19 protein-coding genes and 1 pseudogene are annotated in these 18,859 nt (G+C 66.1%); 18 read left to right on the forward strand and 2 right to left on the reverse strand.

Annotated features, from left to right (window positions below; genetic code table 11):
* From ILT44_RS24635 to ccoS, 16 genes are all read left to right on the forward strand, one after another.
* Positions 1 to 190: hypothetical protein (locus ILT44_RS24635; RefSeq protein WP_204242253.1), on the forward strand; the 190-nt coding region annotated here is incomplete at its 5' end.
* Between the two features lie 17 nt (positions 191 to 207).
* The gene (gene nosZ, locus ILT44_RS24640; protein WP_204242254.1) at positions 208 to 2,157 is read left to right on the forward strand and encodes a TAT-dependent nitrous-oxide reductase; all 1,950 of its coding nucleotides are present in this window, start codon (positions 208 to 210) and stop codon (positions 2,155 to 2,157) included.
* A gap of 4 nt (positions 2,158 to 2,161) precedes the next feature.
* Complete coding sequence (locus ILT44_RS24645) at positions 2,162 to 3,550, forward strand: nitrous oxide reductase family maturation protein NosD (protein ID WP_204242255.1); 1,389 nt, start codon at positions 2,162 to 2,164, stop codon at positions 3,548 to 3,550.
* Positions 3,547 to 4,467, forward strand: a complete 921-nt coding sequence (locus ILT44_RS24650; protein WP_204242256.1) for an ABC transporter ATP-binding protein — start codon at positions 3,547 to 3,549, stop codon at positions 4,465 to 4,467. The genes ILT44_RS24645 and ILT44_RS24650 overlap by 4 nt, the downstream gene beginning before the upstream one ends.
* Positions 4,464 to 5,294, forward strand: a complete 831-nt coding sequence (locus ILT44_RS24655) for an ABC transporter permease (protein WP_204242257.1) — start codon at positions 4,464 to 4,466, stop codon at positions 5,292 to 5,294. Before ILT44_RS24650 ends, ILT44_RS24655 begins: the two co-directional genes overlap by 4 nt.
* The gene (locus ILT44_RS24660; RefSeq protein WP_204242258.1) at positions 5,291 to 5,890 is read left to right on the forward strand and encodes a nitrous oxide reductase accessory protein NosL; all 600 of its coding nucleotides are present in this window, start codon (positions 5,291 to 5,293) and stop codon (positions 5,888 to 5,890) included. Before ILT44_RS24655 ends, ILT44_RS24660 begins: the two co-directional genes overlap by 4 nt.
* Positions 5,850 to 6,899, forward strand: a complete 1,050-nt coding sequence (locus tag ILT44_RS24665; RefSeq protein WP_204242259.1) for an FAD:protein FMN transferase — start codon at positions 5,850 to 5,852, stop codon at positions 6,897 to 6,899. The genes ILT44_RS24660 and ILT44_RS24665 overlap by 41 nt, the downstream gene beginning before the upstream one ends.
* 106 nt (positions 6,900 to 7,005) lie before the next feature.
* Positions 7,006 to 7,425, forward strand: coding sequence for a c-type cytochrome (locus ILT44_RS24670; protein WP_204242260.1), 420 nt, complete (start codon positions 7,006 to 7,008; stop codon positions 7,423 to 7,425).
* Between the two features lie 353 nt (positions 7,426 to 7,778).
* Complete coding sequence (gene ccoN, locus ILT44_RS24675; RefSeq protein ID WP_239468515.1) at positions 7,779 to 9,434, forward strand: cytochrome-c oxidase, cbb3-type subunit I; 1,656 nt, start codon at positions 7,779 to 7,781, stop codon at positions 9,432 to 9,434.
* Between the two features lie 4 nt (positions 9,435 to 9,438).
* A complete protein-coding gene (gene ccoO, locus ILT44_RS24680; RefSeq protein WP_204242261.1) occupies positions 9,439 to 10,191 on the forward strand; it encodes a cytochrome-c oxidase, cbb3-type subunit II in 753 nt (250 codons plus the stop codon).
* 24 nt (positions 10,192 to 10,215) lie between these two features.
* Complete coding sequence (locus ILT44_RS24685) at positions 10,216 to 10,386, forward strand: cbb3-type cytochrome c oxidase subunit 3 (RefSeq protein ID WP_204242262.1); 171 nt, start codon at positions 10,216 to 10,218, stop codon at positions 10,384 to 10,386.
* On the forward strand, positions 10,377 to 11,258 hold the full coding sequence (gene ccoP / locus ILT44_RS24690) for a cytochrome-c oxidase, cbb3-type subunit III (protein ID WP_204242263.1): 882 nt from the start codon (positions 10,377 to 10,379) through the stop codon (positions 11,256 to 11,258). Before ILT44_RS24685 ends, ccoP begins: the two co-directional genes overlap by 10 nt.
* On the forward strand, positions 11,255 to 11,452 hold the full coding sequence (locus tag ILT44_RS24695) for a hypothetical protein (protein WP_204242264.1): 198 nt from the start codon (positions 11,255 to 11,257) through the stop codon (positions 11,450 to 11,452). The genes ccoP and ILT44_RS24695 overlap by 4 nt, the downstream gene beginning before the upstream one ends.
* Positions 11,453 to 11,488: 36 nt before the next feature.
* Positions 11,489 to 12,295 carry a DUF2189 domain-containing protein gene (locus ILT44_RS24700; protein WP_204242265.1) on the forward strand — a complete coding sequence of 269 codons (807 nt, stop codon included), beginning with the start codon at positions 11,489 to 11,491 and terminating at the stop codon, positions 12,293 to 12,295.
* A gap of 34 nt (positions 12,296 to 12,329) precedes the next feature.
* Positions 12,330 to 14,585, forward strand: a complete 2,256-nt coding sequence (locus ILT44_RS24705; protein ID WP_204242266.1) for a heavy metal translocating P-type ATPase — start codon at positions 12,330 to 12,332, stop codon at positions 14,583 to 14,585.
* Positions 14,585 to 14,797 carry a cbb3-type cytochrome oxidase assembly protein CcoS gene (gene ccoS, locus ILT44_RS24710; protein ID WP_204242267.1) on the forward strand — a complete coding sequence of 71 codons (213 nt, stop codon included), beginning with the start codon at positions 14,585 to 14,587 and terminating at the stop codon, positions 14,795 to 14,797. The genes ILT44_RS24705 and ccoS overlap by 1 nt, the downstream gene beginning before the upstream one ends.
* 82 nt (positions 14,798 to 14,879) lie before the next feature.
* Here the strand turns inward: ccoS and ILT44_RS31525 are convergent, their stop codons facing one another.
* The gene (locus tag ILT44_RS31525) at positions 14,880 to 15,011 is read right to left on the reverse strand and encodes a hypothetical protein (protein WP_255549895.1); all 132 of its coding nucleotides are present in this window, start codon (positions 15,009 to 15,011) and stop codon (positions 14,880 to 14,882) included.
* Between the two features lie 323 nt (positions 15,012 to 15,334).
* Between ILT44_RS31525 and ILT44_RS24715 the strand changes: the two genes are divergently transcribed.
* Positions 15,335 to 15,523, forward strand: coding sequence for a response regulator (locus tag ILT44_RS24715; RefSeq protein WP_239468516.1), 189 nt, complete (start codon positions 15,335 to 15,337; stop codon positions 15,521 to 15,523).
* Here ILT44_RS24715 and ILT44_RS24720 read toward each other — a convergent pair.
* Positions 15,522 to 15,779 (reverse strand): annotated as a pseudogene (locus tag ILT44_RS24720) (IS110 family transposase); the annotation flags it as partial. The gene ILT44_RS24715 and the pseudogene ILT44_RS24720 overlap by 2 nt on opposite strands.
* A gap of 318 nt (positions 15,780 to 16,097) precedes the next feature.
* On the opposite strand from ILT44_RS24720, the gene ILT44_RS24725 reads away from it, so the two are divergent.
* Positions 16,098 to 18,587 (forward strand): class I SAM-dependent methyltransferase, encoded by a 2,490-nt coding sequence (locus ILT44_RS24725; protein ID WP_204242270.1) that lies wholly within the window; start codon positions 16,098 to 16,100, stop codon positions 18,585 to 18,587.
* Positions 18,588 to 18,859: the final 272 nt, after the last annotated feature.

The raw sequence follows: 18,859 nt of genomic DNA on the forward strand, positions 1-18,859 counted from the left end.
GCGCTGCCCGCACATGATCCAGGTGCGGCTCAAGCGCGAAAAGCGCGAGGCCCTTTCGTCCCCGTCCATGCGCCAGAGCAAGGACGGCGGCCAGGGCCCTGCTCAACCGGTCATCACCCACAAGGGCAAGGTGGTCGGAACACCCACGGACGCGCCGGACACGGCCAACGTCCCCACCACCGCTTCATGAGCGAGAAGGAGGTTCACGTGTCACATGAAGACAAGAGGAATGGTCTCAGCCGCCGTCAGGTGATCGGGACGACCGCGGCCGCGGCCGCGGCAGGAGCCGCGGGCGTGGCGGGCGGCGTGTCCCTGAAGGATGCGGGCGTGATCACGCCAGCCGAGGCGCAGACGCGCCCGGCCGCCCCGGCGGCGCGGCCCGCCGGCCCCGCCAGGTACGAGGTCAAGCCGGGCGAGCTCGACGAGTACTACGTGTTCTTCTCCAGCGGCCAGACCGGCGAGGTCCGCATCATCGGCTGCCCGTCGATGCGCGAGCTGATGCGCATCCCGGTGTTCAACCGCGACAGCGCCACCGGCTGGGGCCAGACGAACGAGAGCCTCAAGATCCTGACCGAGGGACTGACGCCGCTGAACCGCGAGTTCCTGAAGGACCGCGGCGGCATCTACATGAACGGCGATCTGCACCATCCGCATCCGTCCTTCACCGACGGCACCTACGATGGGCGCTACCTGTTCGCCAACGACAAATCGAACACCCGCGTCTGCCGCATCCGCCTCGACGTGATGAAGTGCGACAAGATCGTCCAGTTACCGAACCAGTCGACCGTGCACGGCCTGCGCGTGCAGAAGTACCCGAAGACCGGCTACGTGTTCTGCAACGGCGAGGACCGCGTGCCGGTCCCGAACGACGGCAAGATCCTCGACGACCCGAAGCAGTACGTGTCGATGTTCACCGCCGTCGACGGCGAGACCATGCACGTGGCCTGGCAGATCAAGGTCAGCGGCAACCTCGACAACGTCGATGCCGACTACCAGGGCAAGTACGCCTGGTCGACCTGCTACAACTCCGAGGAAGGCGTCACGCTGGCCGAGATGATGGCCAAGGAGCAGGACTGGGTCGTCATCTTCAACCTCAAGCGCATCGAGGAGGCGGTGAAAGCCGGCAAGGCCGAGATGATCAACGGCGTGCCCGTCCTCGACGGCAAGCAGGGCTCGCCCTACACGCGCTATGTTCCGGTCGGCAACAGCCCGCACGGCATCAACACCGCGCCGGACGGCATCCACTTCGTCGCCAACGGCAAGCTGTCGCCCACCGTCACGGTCTTCGACGCCCGCAAGCTCGACGACCTGTTCGAGGACAGGATCCAGCCGCGCGACGTTGTTGTCGCTGAGCCGGAGCTCGGCCTCGGCCCGCTGCACACCGCCTACGACGGCAAGGGCAACGCCTACACGACGCTGTTCCTCGACAGCCAGGTGGTGAAGTGGAACATTGACCTCGCGATCCGCGCCTTCAAGGGCGAGAAGGTCAACCCTGTCATCCAGAAGCTCGACGTGCACTACCAGCCGGGCCACAACCACACCTCCATGGGCCAGACCAAGGACGCGGACGGCAAATGGCTGATCTCGCTGAACAAGTTCTCGAAGGACCGCTTCCTCAACGTCGGCCCGCTCAAGCCCGAGAACGACCAGCTCATCGACATCTCCGGCGACCAGATGGTGATCGTGCATGACGGCCCGAGCTTCGCCGAGCCGCACGACGCCACCATCGTGCACCGCTCGAAGATCAACCCGCTGCATGTGTGGAAGCGCGACGACCCGTTCTTCGCGGATGCGGTGCAGCAGGCCAAGGCCGACGGCGTGGACCTGATGGTCGACTCGAAGGTGATCCGCGACGGCAGCAAGGTGCGGGTGTACATGACCTCGGCCGCGCCGGCGTTCGGCCTGGAGAGCTTCCAGGTGAAGCAGAACGACGAGGTCACGGTGTACGTCACCAACGTCGACGACGTGGAGGACCTGACCCACGGCTTCTGCATCATCAACTACGGCATCAACATGGAGGTGGCGCCGCAGGCGACGGCATCCGTCACGTTCACGGCCTCGAAGCCGGGCGTGTACTGGTACTACTGCACCTGGTTCTGCCACGCCATGCACATGGAGATGCAAGGCCGCATGTTCGTCGAGCCGCAGGCGACCTGACATCATGGCAGGCCTCCGTACCATGGTACGCTTGGGACTGGCGGCAATCTTTGCCGCCGGTCTCACCCTGCCCGCGCGGCCGGAACGGATCGCCGTCTCACCAAACGATGCCGCTCAGGACATCATCGACCTGGCGGCTGACGGGGACACCGTGGTGTTCAAGCCCGGCGAGCACCGCGGCCCCATTCGGGTCACGCGCAGGCTGACCGTCGAAGGTGAGAACGGCGCCGTGCTCGTAGGTCCCGGAAAGGGAAGCGTCGTGACCATCTCGGCTCCAGGGGCGATCGTGCGCGGGCTGACCGTCCGCGGTTCGGGCCGGGACCTGGAGAAGATGGATTCCGGCATCTTCATCGAGAAGAAAGCCTTGGGCGCCGTCGCCGAGAACAACCGTGTCGAAGGCAATCTCTATGGCATCTACATTCATGGTGCCCCCGAGGCGATCGTGCGCCACAACGTGATCATCGGCATCCAAGCCGGGCGCATGAACGAGGCCGGCAACGGCGTCTCGGTCTGGGATGCGCCCGGCGCCAAGGTCCTGAACAACAGCTTCCGGTACGGGCGCGATGGGATCTTCTCAATCGCCAGCCGCAAGAACGTGTTTTCCGGCAACCGCTTCCGCGACCTGCGCTTCGCCGTCCACTACATGTACACCAACGACGGCGAGGTCACGGACAACGTGTCGATCGGCAACACCGTCGGCTACGCGATCATGTACTCGCACCGCCTGACGATCCGCGGCAACACGTCGGAGAGCGACCGCGACCGCGGCTTCCTGTTCAACTTCGCCAACGGCTCGCAGATTTCTGGTAACGCGGTGGTCGGGCGCATCCTGTCGGCCGAGCGCTGGGCCAGGGCGGGCCAGCACGATGCCGAGGCACGTGAGCACGGCCTGCCTGCCGAACACGAACCGACCCTTGCGGCCGGAGACCGCGTGGGGCCGGAGAAGTGCGTGTTCATCTACAACACCAACAAGAACCGCTTCCGAGAGAACTGGTTCGAGGGCTGCGAGATCGGCATCCATTTCACGGGAGGATCCGAGGGCAACGAGATGGTCGGCAACGCCTTCATCCGGAACCAGAACCAGGTGAAGTACGTCGGCACCCGCTTTCTCGAATGGTCGAAGGACGGGCGCGGCAATTACTGGAGCGACAACCCGGCCTTCGATCTCGACGGCGACGGCATCGGCGACGGCGCCTACCGCCCGAACGATCTCGTCGACCGCGTGCTCTGGACCGCGCCGCAGGCCAAGGTGCTGATGAACAGCCCGGCCGTGCAGGTGATCCGCTGGGCTCAGGCGCAGTTCCCGGCCCTTCTGCCGGGCGGGGTCGTTGACAGCCGGCCCCTCATGGCGCCGCCCCGGCGCCCGCAGCCTGCCGCAGGAGGCCGGCCATGACCGGAACCGTCGAGATCCGCAACGTCGTCAAGCGCTTCGGCAAGATCGAGGCGGTGCGCGACGTCTCGTTCAACCTGCCCGAAGGCGAGACGGTGGCGCTCGTCGGCCACAACGGCGCCGGCAAGACCACGCTGATGAAGCTGATGCTGGGCCTGATCCGACCGACCGGTGGCCACATCATGGTGCTGGGGGACGATCCGGCCGCGGGCGAGTTCGCTGGACGGCGCAGGCTGGGTTACCTGCCGGAGAACGTGTCCTTCAACGCCGCGCTGACGGGCCACGAGACGCTGGCGTTCTATGCCCGGCTCAAGCGCGAACCCGCGAAGTCGGTGGCGGTGCTGCTGGAGCGCGTCGGTCTCACCCACGCCGCCAACCGGCGCGTCGGGACCTACTCCAAGGGCATGCGCCAGCGCCTCGGGCTCGCCCAGGCGCTGCTGGGCGAGCCGCGCGTCCTCCTGCTCGACGAGCCGACCACAGGGCTCGACCCGGCCCTGCGCCACAGTTTCTACGAGATCGTCGAGGAGTTGCGCGGGCGCGGCGCAACGCTCCTGCTGTCCTCGCACGCCCTGACCGAGCTGGAGGAACGCGCCGGACGGGTGATCATCATGAACCGCGGCATCAAGGTCGCGGACGGGACGCTCGACGAGCTGCGCCGCATCGCGCGGCTGCCGACCCGCATCCGCCTCAAGGTGACCGATGCGGGGCTGGCCAACGTGCCGAACTGGCTCGGTCCAGTCGACGGATGGCGCCAGGTCAACGGCCACATGGTCGAGATCGATGCCGCACCCGAGCGCAAGATCGAGGTGCTGCGGCGCGCCACCGACGAGGGCGCTCCGGTCGAGGATCTCGACGTGGTGCCGCCGACCCTCGACGAGCTCTACGCCCATTTCCTTCTGTCGCAGGAGACCGCGCGATGAGAAACATTCTGATCGTCGCGCGCAAGGAGATCCAGGAGGGACTGCGCAACCGCTGGGTCCTGGCGACGACGCTGTTGCTGGCGGCGCTTGCCCTCTCGCTCACCTTCCTCGGCAGCGCCCCGACCGGCAACGTCGGCGTGCGCGCCCTCGACGTGGTGATCGTCAGCCTGTCCAGTCTCACGATCTTCCTGCTGCCGCTCATTGCCCTGCTGATCTCGCACGACGCCATCGTCGGCGAGATGGAGCGCGGCACCATGCTGCTGCTCCTGAGTTACCCGGTGGCGCGCTGGCAGGTGCTGCTCGGCAAGTTCGTGGGCCACCTGTCGATCCTCGCCTTCGCGACGCTGCTGGGCTACGGGGCCGCCGCGGGCGCACTGGCCGCAACCGGGGAAGTCATCGACAGAGAGAGCTGGACGGCGTTCGCCTCGATGATCGGTTCCTCGATCCTGCTCGGGGCTGCGTTCATCGCGGTCGGCTACCTCGTCAGCGCGCTGGTGCGCGAGCGCGGCACCGCCGCCGGCATCGCCATCGGCATCTGGCTCGTGTTCGTGCTGATCTATGACATGGCCCTGCTCGGGCTGCTCGTGGTCGACCAGGGACAGGTGCTCTCGGGCGGATTGCTGAATGCCCTGCTCCTGCTCAACCCAACCGACGCCTACCGCCTGTTTAACCTGACCGGCTCCGGCAACGTGAGCGCGTTCTCCGGCATGGCCGGGGTCGCGCAGACCACGACGCTGGGCCCGTCCGTCCTGCTCGCGGCGCTGGCAGCCTGGGCGCTCCTGCCGCTCGGACTGGCGGCACTCGCCTTCTCCAGGAGAGAGCTATGAGAAAGACCGTCCTCCTCGCCGCCTTCGCAGGCGCGCTCGTCCTTGCCGGCTGCAACGACCAGAAGACAGCCGAGGCCCCGCCGCCGCCACAGGAGATGACGGCTTCGGCCATCGGCCATTACTGCGGCATGAACGTGCTCGAGCACACCGGGCCGAAGGGGCAGATCATCCTGGCGAGCCGCAAGGACCCGGTCTGGTTCTCCTCGGCGCGGGACGCGATCTCGTTCACGTTGCTGCCGGAGGAGCCGAGGGACATCCGGGCGATCTACGTCTCGGACATGGCCAAGGCACCGAGTTGGGACAGGCCTGGCGCGAACAACTGGGTCGATGCGAAACAGGCCTCGTTCGTGATCGGCAGCCGGAGGCAGGGCGGCATGGGCGGCGACGAGGCGGTGCCGTTCTCCGACAGGAGCGCCGCCGAGAAATTCGCGGCCGAGAACGGCGGCCGCGTCGTGGCCCTCGCGGAGGTGCCGAAGGACTATGTCCTGGGCGGGACCGCAGAGGTGACTGGATCCGCCAGACAAGCATCTGACGCGGCGGACCAACATCAGGGCCATGCCGAGCCTGCCAAGCCAAAGGACACCCACGCCCACTAGGAAACCAGCCATGTTCCCTCGCCTCTCGCGCCGTCGTTTCATCGGGATCACCGCGGCCGCGGCGGGCCTGGGTCTCGTGCCGTTCGGACGCGCGGCAGGGACCGAGGCCCATCTTGTCACGTGGCGCGGCCAGGCCATGGGTGCGGTGGCGAGCCTGCAAGTGCACCATCACGACCGTGCCGCCGCCGAGCGCCTGGTCGAACACGCGCTGGCGGAGGTGCGCCGTCTCGAACAGGTGTTCAGCCTCTATCGTGAGGACACCGCCCTGGTCGCGCTGAACCGCCACGGCATCCTGGTCGCCCCACCGGCCGATCTGGTCGCGGTGCTCGCTGAGTGCCGCCGCTGCTGGGGGCTGACCGGGGGCGCCTTCGACCCGACGGTGCAGGCGCTGTGGATCCTCTACCGGGATCATTTCTCGAAGGACGATGCGGATCCGGTAGGCCCCTCTGCACCCGCACTCCGCGAAGCCTTGGAGCGCGTGGGCTTCGGCCGGGTGAACTTCGACGCGAACCGGGTTGCCCTGTCCCGGCGCGGTATGGGCCTGACCCTAAATGGCATTGCCCAAGGGTACGTCACCGACCGGGTCGTGGGCATCCTGCGCGCGGGCGGGATCGACAGCAGCCTCGTTGACATGGGCGAGCCTCGGGCCATGGGTTCGCATCCCTCGGGCAGGCCGTGGCGCGTCGGCATAACCGACCCGCTCGATCCCGCCCGCATTGGCGAGACATTGAACGTGGTCGGTCAAGCCGTCGCCACCTCCGGGGCCTATGGCTTCCGCTTCGACCCCCGAGGCCGCTTCAACCACCTGCTCGATCCGCGCACGGGCGCCTCGGCCCATCTGTATCGCAGCGTGACCACCGTGATGCCGAGTGCGACGGCGGCCGACGCCCTCTCGACCGCCTTCAGCCTGATGCCCGTCGCGGCGATCGCCCGGACACTCCGGCAACTCGGGGAGGGGCAGGTCCGCCTGACGACGGAGACGGGGGAGGCCATCACCCTCGAGCCATGAGACCCGCTAACCCGCGCAACCAGGAGCCACACCCGCGACGGATCATCGATCGACCACCGAACGGCAGGAGGTCCCCACCCTGCCCACAACCTGCAAGGAGACCGTGATGCGTACAATCCTGATCATTCCCCTCTTCCTCGCCCTGAGCCCATCACTCGCCCACGCCCAGGATGCCGCGGCCGGTGAAAAGACTTTCGCCCAGTGCCGCGCCTGCCATCAGATCGGGCCGACCGCCAAGAACGCCGTCGGTCCCGTCCTCAACGGCATCATCGGCCGCAAGGCCGGCACGGTTGAGGGCTACAACTACTCGCCTGCCAACAAGAACTCCGGCATCACCTGGGACGAGGCCACGTTTTCCGAGTACATCAAGGATCCCAAGGCCAAGGTGCCCGGCACCAAGATGGTCTACGCGGGCCTGAAGGACGAGCAGCGGATCAAGGACCTGCTCGCCTACCTCAAGCAGTTCGATGCCTCAGGGCAGAAGTCCGCGGCGCTCATGAAGCTTCATCGGCTCGCGGTCCGATGAGACCGGCGGCGGTGCACCTTGACGCCTCGTCACGCCGTATAGATGCCCACGGACGATCGTGGTTGGCCCGATCCGTGCTGGCCCCCTACGGGATTTCCCTGAGTTGGGACGATGCAGGTGCCGGTCCATGCTCACCGCAGAGACGAACCCTAGTCGCGTGGAGGTCTGACATGTCGGAGCGCATGGTGCCGATCCAGTCCCATGGTCAGCCAAGGACCCGACGTAATTTGAGGCCGCATTGTCGTTGCAAGGCAGACGGTTGACGTCCCGCCGATGGCTTCCAGTTAGTGAAGCTTAAGCGATCGGGTTCGGGCCCTGGATTGAATGCGTCACGTCCACGAAGAGGGATCCGCATGGTTCAGCAGTTAACCACAGGCGAACGCCAGAACGCCCTGGTGATCCTCCTCTGCATCTTCGTCGTCGGTCTGGCGATGGCAGCGCTCGGTGGCTTCGATCCTTTCGGCGTTCACGGCGTCGTCGTCATGCTCTACAGCGGCGGCATCGCGGCGCTCGTCATGAAGCACTACTACGACCCCGAACCTGCACCAGGGCGGCAGTCGCAATATTATGACGACCCGATCAAGGTGGCGATCGCCTTCTCGCTCGCCTGGGCGGTCTTCGGCATGTTCATGGGGGTCTGGACCGCGGCGCAACTGGCTTGGCCGGACCTTGCCTTCGACTCCGGCTGGTCGAGCTTCGGGCGCCTGAGGCCGACGCATACCACCGGGGTGATCTTCGGGTTCGGCGGCAATGCCCTGATCGCGACAGCGTTTCATGTCGTGCAGCGGACCTCCCGCGCCCGCCTGGCAGGACAGATCAGCCCATGGTTCGTGCTGCTCGGCTACAACCTGTTCTGCATCGTCGCCGTGACCGGCTACTTCATGGGCGTGACCCAATCGAAGGAATACGCCGAGCCGGAATGGTACGCCGACCTTTGGCTCGTTGTGGTGTGGGTCACTTTCTTCCTGCTCTTCCTCGCTACCATCGCCCGGCGCAAGGAACCGCACATCTACGTCGCCAACTGGTACTTCATGGCCTTCATCGTCGTGGTGGCCATCCTGCACATCGTCAACAACCTCGCCGTCCCGATCTCCTTCGCCCGTGCCAAGAGCTATACGATCTGGCCGGGCGTGCAGGATGCCATGGTGCAGTGGTGGTACGGCCACAACGCGGTCGCCTTCTTCCTGACCGCCGGGTTCCTGGGCATGCTGTACTACTACCTGCCCATCCGGGCGCAGCGCCCGATCTTCTCCTATCGGCTGTCGATCCTCAGCTTCTGGGGCATCACCTTCTTCTACATGTGGGCGGGTTCGCACCACCTCCATTACACGGCGCTGCCGCACTGGGTGCAGAACCTCGGCATGACGTTCTCGGTGATGCTGCTCGTGCCGTCCTGGGCCTCGGCCGGCAACGCACTGCTCACCCTCAACGGCGCCTGGCACAAGGTTCGCGACGACGCGACGCTGCGCTTCATCACGGTGGCCGTCGTCTTCTACGGGCTCTCGACCTTCGAGGGGTCTTTCCTCGCCATCCGGCCGGTCAATGCGCTCTCGCACTACACCGACTGGACCGTCGGCCACGTCCATGCGGGGGCGCTCGGCTGGGTCGCGTTCATCACCTTCGGCTCGCTCTACACGCTGGTGCCGTCGCTCTGGAAGCGCGAGGGCATGTATTCCCCGGCCTTGGTCGAGGTCCACTTCTGGCTCGCGGTCACCGGGACGCTCATCTACGTCTTCGCCATGTGGAACTCGGGCATCCTCCAGGGCCTGATGTGGCGCACCTACACGCAGGAGGGCACCCTCGCCTACTCCTTCCTCGACTCGCTCGTGGCTATGTATCCCTACTACATCGCCCGCGCCTTCGGCGGCCTGCTCTTCCTGCTCGGCGCCATGGTCGCCGCCTTCAACATCTGGATGACGGTGCGCGAGGCGCCTGCCGCTGCCGAGAAGCAGGCCGACATTCCCGACACAGGTCTCGCTCCCGGAGCGTCCCCGGCCCCAGCGGAGTGATGCCATGCCCGAACTCTTCCATCGCAAGATCGAGCGCACCGCCATCGGCTTCGTGATCGCGATCATCGCCGCCGCCAGCGTCGGCGGCATCGTCGAGATCGCGCCGCTCTTCACCATCCACCAGACCGTAGAGGACACACCGGACATGCGCCTCTACACGCCGCTGGAGCTGGCGGGCCGCGACATCTACATCCGCGAGGGCTGCTACGGCTGCCACAGCCAGATGATCCGCACGCTGCGCGACGAGGTCGAGCGCTACGGCCCCTACTCGCTCGCCGTGGAGTCGAAGTACGACCATCCGATGCTGTGGGGATCGAAGCGCACGGGCCCGGACCTCGCCCGCATCGGCGGCAAGTATTCCGACTTCTGGCATGTCGCGCATCTCACCAACCCGCGCGACGTGGTGCCAGAATCCAACATGCCCGCCTACCGCTGGCTGGCGCGGACGGCGCTCGACACCGGGGATCTCGGCCTGCATCTGCGCGCGCAGCAGGCGGTCCGGGTTCCATACACCGACGAGATGGTCGCCAACGCCGCCGCCGATGCCTTCGGGCAGGCCGCGCCCAACAGCCCGTTCGCGGCTGGGGTGACGCAGCGCTACGGAGAGAAGACCCAGGTCAGCGCCTTCGACGGCGTAGTTCCCCGGCTCACGGAGATGGACGCGCTGGTCGCCTACCTCCAGGTGCTCGGGCGCCTGACGGATGCTGCCTATGCCAACACCGCCGCGCCGCAACAGGCGCCCAACCCGACCAACTGACGGTGACAGGCAGGAGCAGCGTTCATGGACATCGATCACGGAGCACTCGTCGGCTTCGCCAAGAGCTGGGGCCTGTTCTACCTGATCGGCATGTTCGTCTGCGTCGTCATCTACGCGTTCTGGCCCGGGAACCGGAAGCGGTTCGACGACGCCAAGCGAAGTATCCTGGATAAGGACGACAGGCCATGGCAGTAGAGGAAAAGGATCCCGTCAGCGGTCAGAAGACGACGGGACACGAATGGAACGGCATCAAGGAGCTCGACACTCCCGTGCCGCTCGGCATCCTGATCTTCATCGTCGTCACGCACGTATGGGCGTTGCTCTGGTGGGTCCTGATGCCGACCTTTCCGCTGGGCACGACCTACACGAAGGGGATCCTCGATACCGACCAGCGCAAGATCGTCGAGCAGGACCTGACCGAGGCGCAGGCCCAGCGCGCGGCCCGGATGAGGGCCATCGAGACGTCGAGCTACGAGGACATCCTGGCCAACGAGGACCTGATGAAGCTCGTCAGGACGACCGGGCACCAGCTCTTCGGCGACAACTGCGCCGCCTGCCACGGCGCCGACGGACGGGGCCGCGCCAACTATCCAGACCTGACGGACGAGGACTGGCTCTGGGGCGGGGGACCGGAGAAGATCGCCGAGACCATGAAGATCGGCATCAACTCCACTCACCAGAACACCCGCGTCGCCCAGATGCCCGCCTTCGGGCGTGACGCGATCCTCGACCGCAACCAGGTCACGAACGTCGGCACCTACGTGCAGTCGCTGTCCGATCCGGCGGTCTCCACGGCCCAGAACATCGAGCAGATGAAGGCCGGGCGGGAGATCTTCCTCACCACCTGCGCCGCCTGCCACGGCGAGGACGGCAAGGGCAACCGCGAGGTCGGCGCCCCCAACCTGACCGACCAGCACTGGGTCTACGGCGGCGACCTCCAGACCATCATCAACACGATCCATGGCGGGCGGCAGGGACACATGCCGACATGGGACGAGCGCCTGTCCCCGGCCGAGATCAAGATCCTGTCCCTGTACGTCGCGTCCCTGGGGACGAAACAGCCATGAACGGTCAGGCGACAAGGCGGGTCAGTTGGCCCCTGATCGGGTGGCTCATCGCGGCGGCCGTGCTGGTCACCGTGGCGGCCGCCAACGCTCACCTCGTCTACGTTGCCGTGGCAACGCACCCCGATTGCGTCGCCCACCTCAAGGAGGCCGGGACACGAGAGGGCGGGTTCAGGGCCGCGAAATCCGACTGCTGAAAGAAACCGACCCTTGCGAGATATCGGGGGAGACAGATGACAGAAGCGGAAAAGCCCTACGGGCTGCTGAGTGAGACCTCCACCATCGCGGAGACGCGCAACCCGGCACGGCAGCGCAACCTGCCGCCGCAGGCCGCTTTCGACTGGCTGAGGGAGGGCTGGCACGACTTCATGATCCAGCCGGGCCTCAGCCTGACATACGGAGTCGTGGTCTTCCTCATCACCGCGTTCCTGTGGTGGACGCTGGTCGCATCGGGTTGGGATTTCGTCCTGCTCCCGGCCATCGCCGGCTACATGATCGTCGCGCCCATCCTGGCCATGGGTCTCTACGAGAAGAGCCGCGCACTCGAGGAAGGCGAGCGCCCGACGCTCGGGAGCATGCTGCTCGTCCGGCCCCGCGCCGGGGCGCAGGTCTTCTTCACCGGCCTGCTGCTGTGCCTGCTGATGCTGCTCTGGATGCGGGCTGCGGTCATCATCTACGCCCTGTTCTTCGGCGTTCGGCCGTTCCCTGGCTTCGAGAGCGTCCCCACCATGCTCGTCACGACGCTGACGGGATGGGCCATGCTGATCGTCGGGATCGTGGTCGGCGGGCTGTTCGCGTCCTTCGCCTTCGCGGTCAGCGTGTTCTCGATCCCCATGCTGCTCGACCGGCGCACCGATGCCCTGACGGCGATGGGGACGAGCATGGCCATGGTGTGGAACAACTTCACCCCGATGATCGCCTGGGGCGCCATCGTGCTGGCCCTGTTTGCCGTGAGCGTCGTGACGGGCTTCATCGGCTTCATCGTCATCTTCCCGCTACTGGGCCATGCGACCTGGCATGCCTACAGGGCGATGAGTTGATGCGCAGGCGGAGCGCCATGCCTGGAGGGCGGTCATGACCTGCTGCGCGCCCGTCGGCGTCCATGCGGCACTCGGGGATCCGGCGCAGCTCGGCACCCTGCCGGACGAGATCCGGCTTGCCAGCCGCGATCTCGGCGACGGTTCGCGCCAGACCGACCTCTCCGTGCCAGGCGTCAGGTGCGCCGCCTGCATCGCAGCCGTCGAACGGACGCTGGCGCGGCTGCCCGGCGTCGAGAGGGCGCGGGTCAACCTGTCCACCAGGCGCGTCGCGGTCGCGTGGCGCACCGCGGACGGAACCCCGCCCGACATGATCGGCACCCTGCGCGGCATCGGCTACGAGGCACATCTGTTCGCGCCGGAGCAGGCGGGGAAGGACCCGGAACTGGCGCGTCTCGTCAGGGCGCTCGCGGTGGCGGGCTTCTGCGCCATGAACATCATGATGCTGTCGCTGTCGGTGTGGTCGGGGGCCGATGCCGGCTCCCGGCAGGCCTTCCACCTCATCTCCGCGCTGCTCGCCCTCCCGGCCCTTCTCTATTCCGGCCGGGTCTTCTACGCCTCGGCCTGGTCGGCGCTGCGGCATGGGCGCACCAACATGGACGTGCCGATCTCCATCGGCGTGTCGCTCGCCTTCGCCCTCAGCCTCTACGACACGCTCCACAACGCGCCGCATGCCTACTTCGATGCGGCAACCTCCCTGCTGTTCTTCCTGCTCATCGGCCGCACGCTCGACCACGTGATGCGCGAGCGGGCGCGCTCCGCCGTGGCGGGCCTGGCGCGGCTTGCTCCCGCTGGTGCCACGATCCTCCGGGACGGGCGGCCACTCTACGTTCCCGTGTCTGAGATCGAGCCCGGGTCAACGGTGCTCGTCGCCGCGGGCGAGCGGGTCCCGATCGACGGCGTGGTCGAGCATGGCATGTCCGAACTCGACTGCTCGGTCGTCTCGGGCGAGTCCGCTCCCCGGAAGGTGGCCCTCGACGACAAGGTCCAGGCGGGCGTGATGAACCTCACGGGGCCGCTGACGGTCAGGGCGACGGCAAGGGCTGAGGATTCCTTCCTGGCGGAGATGGTCCGCATGATGGCGGCGGCCGAGGGCGGGCGGGCCCGCTACCGTCGGCTGGCCGACCGCGCCGCCGCGCTCTACTCGCCCGTGGTCCACACGATGGCCCTGCTGTCCTTCCTGGGCTGGCTGTACCTCACCGGGGATTGGCATATGTCCGTCACCATCGCCATCGCCGTCCTGATCATCACCTGTCCCTGCGCCCTGGGGCTTGCGGTGCCCATCGTGCAGGTCGTGGCCGCGCGCCGCCTGTTCGAACGGGGCATCATGGTCAAGGACGGCACCGCCCTCGAGCGCATGGCCGAGATCGACGGCGTGGCGTTCGACAAGACGGGTACCCTGACGCTCGGCCGTCCCTCCCTCCTCAATGCCGAGCAGATCCCGCCGTCGGCGATGGGGATCGCCTTTGGGATGACCATCGGTTCCCGCCATCCGGCTGCGAGGGCGATCGCGGAGGCCGCCGCCCGGGGCACGAACCCGATCATGGCATTCGATCGCATCGAGGAGGTTCCGGGCCTTGGGCTCGAGGCCGTCCGGGATGGGGACAGGTATCGGCTCGGCCGGCCGGAATGGGCGCTTGAGGGAAGGCATCCCGAGAATGGCTTCGCCTGGTCGATGTCCTATCTGGCGAGGAACGGTGACTTGCTTGCAGCCTTCGTAATGGAGGATAGCGTCCGTCCCGATGCGCGCGAGGCCGTGGATGATCTTGTGCGTCAGGGGCTGGCGGTCGAGATCGTCTCCGGTGATCGGGCGGCGGTGGTCGAAGGCCTGGCATCGAAGCTCGGCGTTCACGAGGTCTCGTCCGGCCTGCTCCCGAGCGAGAAGGTCACCCGGGTCGCGTCGCTTGAGCACGCGAACCGAAAGATCCTGATGGTCGGCGACGGGCTGAACGACGCGCCTGCCCTCGCCGCCGCCCACGTCTCCATGGCGCCCGCCACGGCCGCGGACATCGGCCGCAACGCCGCCGACTTCGTGTTCCTGAACGAAAGTCTCTCCGCCGTCGGTGCCGCCCTCGGGATCGCGCGACGGTCCAGGACCTTGATTGTCCAGAACTTCGCCCTCGCGGTCGGCTACAATGCCCTGGCGGTGCCCGTGGCGGTGCTGGGCTACGTAACGCCCCTCGTCGCGGCGGTCGCCATGTCGCTGTCCTCGATCATCGTGGTCGCCAATGCCCTGAGACTCCCGTCCATCCCGAACGGCGCTGCGGGTCCCGGGGCCGCGAGGAGGAACTGATGGGTTCCATGTGGTGGCTGATCCTGATCGGACTGGGCATGGCCTGTGCCGGATTGGCCGCATTCCTCTGGTCCCTGCGGAATGGCCAATACGATGATCTGGATGGGGCGGCGGAGCGGGTCCTTCTCGAAGAGGATCCGGGTGACAAAGGTCGGGCCCGTCAGGAGGGTGATGTTCCCCGCATTGCCGGGCCGCGTTCGATGCCACCGTGATCCAGAAGAGGTGACCGGACCAGGGGCAGTTGAAACTACATTGCTTATTAGGATTCGGCACTGGGGCGCGGTGCAGCCTCTGTCAGACGAGCTTAAGGATCACGGCCACCAGCGTCATGCCGAGTGCCGCGAGACTCGGCACCAGCACGGCGGCACCCGAAGCCAGGGCGAGGATCGCCACCCAGTGGAACGGCTTGTCAACGAAGCGAGGCACGATCCGCTCATCCTTTCCAATGACAACAAACGGGGTCCAGACCGCTTCCGTTCCAGTGGCTACCTCAAGCGGTCCGATGCCTTCGACCCAAAGAGCGCAGAAGCCGAGAGTGCGATCGCGGGCGCTGGCCGGCAGGTTGGGACGCACGCATCGACGGATCTGAAAGGACACCTGCACCAGGAGGAGCAGCCTACCGCGCTCGCAGCATCCTTGGACGCCTACGGGAAACTCCTGAGCCGGACGAGGGTGGCTGCTTGATGCAGATCAACGCTGCCTGTCGCGGATGGCGTAAGGTTGCCATCGTCACAACAGCAGGCTTCACCATGACCACCATCACGGGTCCGGTCATTGTCGTCGATGATGACGCCGCGGTCCGTCAGTCGCTGAAGTTCGCCCTGGAGCAGGAGGGCTTCGAGGTGCGCCTCTACGAGGATGGCGCCCAACTCCTCGCGGACGGAGCGTTGCCTTTGACTGGCTGCCTGGTCGTCGACCTCACGATGCCCGGGATGTGACGTACTGGGCCGGAATGAGGCGCACGTCATGGCCGAGTGCCTGGAGCTGGCGGCCGATGTGGTGGGCGCCGGCGCAGGCCTCCATGCCGATCAGGCACGGTGGGAAGTTAGCCAACCGCTGCGTGAGCTGGGGCCGGGAGAGCTTGAGGCGCAGCACGATGCTGCCGCGCTCATCCTGACCGACAAGGTGGAAGCTGTTCTTGCCCAGATCGATACCCAGCGTGGCAATCGCAGCAGAGGACGAAGACCGTGACATGGGACATGCTCCTTGCGTGGCTCAAAGCCCCACAGCTTACGGGCAAGCAGGGCAGAAGCACGGCCGGACCATCCCATTAGGCGACATTCCACTTGGCCTATGTCGGCGCGGTCCAGCATCTCGGCTTCGATCTCGGAGCTGCATGAGCGACCAAAGCTAGACGGCTTTGCTGCCAAGCTTACATCGCTCTCGATTTGTGGGAAAGTTCGTCCGTGTCGGATCTCCTGCCGATGAGCCTGCCAAGATAGATCCCTGGGACCGTTCGGCTGACTCAATGGCAAGAGCCGCGATCGATCCGCCAAGACATGGGGACGACGATTGCAGAAGATTGCGCAACGACTGTCGTTCTATACAGGCCTCGGCCTGATCACCGCAGCAACCCTGATGCTGCAGATCATCGAAACCCGGATCATCTCCGTCACATCCTGGTACCACCTCGCGTTTTTCGTTATCAGCATTGCGATGTTCGGCCTCACTGCCGGAGCGGTCTGGGTCTACCTTCGCCCCGAGCAGTACCGCCCGGAGCAGCTGTCGTATCACCTGAGCACCGCCTCACTCAGCTTCGCCCTCGCGACAATCCTGGCGCTCCTGGTGCAGCTGACCATCGTCACAAGCCTGCCTGCATCGGTCATGTCACTCGTCGTCTGGACCGAGTTCTCCGTTGCCCTGTCTCTCCCGTTCTTCTTCTCCGGCATCGTTGTCAGCCTGGCCCTGACCCGGAGTCCCTTCCCGGTTGGCGTGGTCTATGGGATCGACCTGCTCGGTGCGGCTCTCGGCTGCCTCGGAGCCCTCGTGCTGCTCAATCTGGTGAGCGGTCCCTCGGCGGTGCTCTGGATTGCGGCCCTCATTGCCGCAGGCAGCCTGTTCTTCGCGCGGGCGGGCCTCGGGGATGTGCCGCCTGGCCGGTCTGTGGCCGGGCGGCTTTTCCGGTATCGGGGCGCCGTGCTCGCAGGTCTTGCGATCCTCGCCCTTGCCAACAGCCTGATCGAGGGCGTCCGGCCGACGGTGGTGAAGGACCAGATCGAGCATCCGGCGACGATCGCCTACGAGAAATGGAACTCGTTCTCGCGCATCACGATCGGCCAGCCTGAGAGGACGCGGCCGGCGCTCTGGGGGCCGTCCCCGCGCTATGTCGCAGATCCGATCGAGCAGCGCTGGATGAATATCGACGGCGGTGCCGGGACGGCGGTCTATCGCTTCTCCGGCGATCTGAACGAACTGGCCTTCCTTCGCTACGACGTCACCAACCTCGCCTACGCGGTTCCCGGCCTCCAGACCGGGGCGGTGATCGGCGTCGGCGGCGGCCGGGACCTGTTGTCCGCGCGCTTGTTTGGTGTCTCAGACGTGGTCGGCGTCGAGATCAATCCGATCTTCATCGACCTGCTGACCCGGCGCTTTGCAAATGACACCGCCATCGGTCGACAGCCCGGCCTTTCCTTCGAGGTCGATGAGGCGCGAAGCTGGTTTGCCCGCGCCGAGCGCTCCTTCGACGTCATCCAGATGAGCCTGATCGACACTTGGGCGGCCACCGGCGCCGGCGCCTTCACCCTGTCGGAGAACGGCCTCTACACGGTCGAGGCCTGGCGGATTTTCCTCGAGCGCCTGACGCCGTCGGGGGTCTTCACCGTGAGCCGCTGGTACGCCCCCGGCGAGGTCAACGAGACCGGCCGCATGGTGAGCCTCGCAGTCGCGACGCTCCAATCCCTTGGGGTGACCGATCCGAAGAGACACCTCTTCATGGCGGCGTCGGACCATGTGGCGACCCTGGTCATGTCGCGCTCGCCGCTGTCGGACCGGGCCCTGGCGGCGCTGCGGCAGGCTGCGGGCACCTACGCGTTCTCCGTCCTGCTAAACCCGCAGGGACCGGCCGCCTCACCGCTGCTCGAGAGCATCGTGTCGGCGCCCGACCGCAGCGCTCTCGTGCGAGCCACCGAAGCCTCCTACCTCGATCTGAGCCCGCCGACCGACGCACGCCCGTTCTTCTTCAATCAGTTGCGGCTCAGTCGCCTCCTCGATCAGGACATGTTCACTCTGGCCTCTCGGGTGGGCGTCTATGGGGGCAATCTGAGCGCGACCCTAACACTCGCCATGCTGATCCTCATCTCGGCCATTCTCGTCGCGGCGACAATCATCGTTCCGCTGCGGTCTTCCGCGAGAACGGGACCATCCGGGCTGATCGGTGCCGGAACGTTGTATTTCGGCCTGATTGGCATCGGCTTCATGATGATCGAGATTGGCCTGCTTCAGCGCATCAGCGTGTTTCTGGGCCACCCGGTTTATGCACTCAGCGTCGTCCTCTTCAGCCTGATCCTGTCGACCGGCATCGGCAGCCTGGCGTCCGAGCGTGTTCCACTCGACCGTAGCGCGAGGCTGATCGGCTGGTCGATCCTGACCAGCCTATACCTTCTTCTCCTGCCGTTCTGGCTGCCCGGCATCCTGCTCCGGCTTGAGAGCGCGGGCCTCTTGCTCCGAGCCGGGCTGGCGGTCCTGGTTCTCGCGCCGGCCGGCTTCCTCATGGGCTTCGGTTTTCCGACCGGAATGCGGCTGGTGTCGGCGATCGACAAGACACCAACCCCCTGGTTCTGGGGCATCAACGGAGCAGCCGGTGTGCTCGCGGCCAGCGTCGCCGTGCTGACAAGCATCGAATTCGGCATCGATACGACGCTTCGGATTGGGGCGATCTGTTACCTTCTGCTGTCCGGACCTGCTTTGCTGCTCGTCCGATGTGCCCGGTCGATGCGCGAGAGCGGCAGTTCAATGAGAGACGAAGGTCGAGCTTCGAAGCTCGACCTGACATCGGTCTCATGACTGAGATCCCACGAGGAGTGCATCTCTGATGCTGAATCCTGGTGCGCTGAGGTGGAAGCCGACCGGCCGGACTGAACGATGGTTATGCAGACATCAAAAGCTGAAGGCTCCGCGCTCGGTTGTAGGTGAAATCAACGGAGGACTAGCGGAGGGCCGCTGCGGGTCAAACCAGCGAATCCCGCGCCCTTCGAGAACGTCTGGTGTTCCCATCCGAAGCGGACATTCGGTCTACTTCGCAGATGTGCCACTTCTCGACCTTCAAAGCGATAAAC

The organism is Microvirga arvi, assembly GCF_016892765.1.
In the GTDB taxonomy this organism is placed as follows: domain Bacteria; phylum Pseudomonadota; class Alphaproteobacteria; order Rhizobiales; family Beijerinckiaceae; genus Microvirga; species Microvirga arvi.